The organism is Fulvimarina manganoxydans, from assembly GCF_900176465.1.
Classification (GTDB): Bacteria; Pseudomonadota; Alphaproteobacteria; order Rhizobiales; family Rhizobiaceae; genus Fulvimarina; species Fulvimarina manganoxydans.
The window spans coordinates 1-1,426 of record NZ_FWXR01000049.1; the positions used below are offsets into that span (position 1 = coordinate 1).

Annotated in this window: 1 protein-coding gene; it reads right to left on the reverse strand. The window is 57.2% G+C overall.

Annotation, left to right across the window (positions count from 1 at the left end):
- Nucleotides 1–1,049 (reverse strand): cache domain-containing protein (locus tag B9A15_RS22300; RefSeq protein ID WP_170923415.1); only part of this gene is annotated, 1,049 nt, incomplete at its 3' end.
- Nucleotides 1,050–1,426: the final 377 nt, after the last annotated feature.

Below are 1,426 nucleotides of genomic sequence, written 5' to 3' on the forward strand. Positions count from 1 at the left end.
GTGCGGATGGTCTGGACCGAAGAGACGACCCCGCCGATCGCCGCTTCAAGCTGGGACACGCTGTCATTGAACTTGACGCGGATCGGCTCGAATTCGGGGGCGAGCTTCTGGTTCATGCGGATCGTGAGATCGCCGTCCGAGAGGCGGTCGAAGCTGGATTCCACAGCCGTAACAAGAACCCGAAGATCCTCGGCCTTGGCGCTTTCGATCGCCGCCTGGCGCTCCTTGGCGAGAACCTCGTTCTGGCGCGTCTCCTCCGCGAGACGCGCGAGGCGATCGCGCTCGATCTGAGACTGTTTGAAGATTTCCACGGTCTCGGCCATCTCGCCGATTTCGTCACGGCGACCGCGTCCTGGAATGGAGAGTTCGGTATCGCCCGCCGCGATGCGCCGCATGACACCCGTCATGGCCTTGATCGGCTCTGATATGCTCCTGGCGAGCGGCCAGCCGATGGCAATCAGGGTCAGCATGAAGACGAAGAAAGCGGTGGCGCTCTTCAGGAGTTCCGTAGTGAACAGCGCATCGATGTCGTCCGTATAGACGCCGGTGCCGATCATCCAGTTCCATTTGGGGCTCGCGGAATAAGCGAGCTTATCGACCGGGGCGGTGTCCGGGCTGCGCGGCCAGAGAAACGAAGTGAATCCTCCACCGGATTTCGCCTGTCCGATCAGTTGTTGAAACAGTTTGACGCCGTTCTTGTCTTCAACGCTCAGGAAATTCTTGCCGATAAGCGTTCGGTTAGCGTTCATCAGCATCGTCGCGTCGAGATCCGTGGCGAAGAAGTAGTCGCCCTTGCCGTAGCGGATCGAACCGATCGCTTCGATCGCAACGGCTTTAGCCGCCTCCTCGCTCATCGTGCCTGCTGCAACTAAATCATAGAAGTGATTGGCAATGGAGACTGCGGTTTCGACCTCCGATTTCAAAAGTTCACGCCGCTCGTCGGTGATCAGAGTTTTGGCTTCGAAGGCCTGATAGGTCGACAATGCGAGACTGAGCAAACCTGCAAAGAGGAGAATGAGGCCAAGCTTGCGAGAAATCGTGAGACTCATGGTCGGCGGACTCCAGAAAAACGGGAAACGAGTTCTGATAGCCAGGACCATTGCAACGAAAGTATTAGCAATGTGTTAGGTTTTGGGTTGACCCAGCGTCTAATATGCAAATTTCGATGGCTGAAAAGGATGCTGCTTATTAAGAGGTCACATGATCATTTTTTGGCCGATCACCTGTCTCTGCCCCTGCGTCATCGATAATGCAGACTGGCCGCCGGAAGGTACCCGGCGGCCAGTCTTTGCTTCGAAGAATTTTCGTGGAGAGAGATCGATCAGAACTCAGCCCAATCCTCGTCTTTGCGGGCAAGGGCGTTGGCGCCGCTGACGGCGGGTGCGGCGCGTTTGGGCGCGGTGCCTTTGGCAAGACGGTCCTGCAT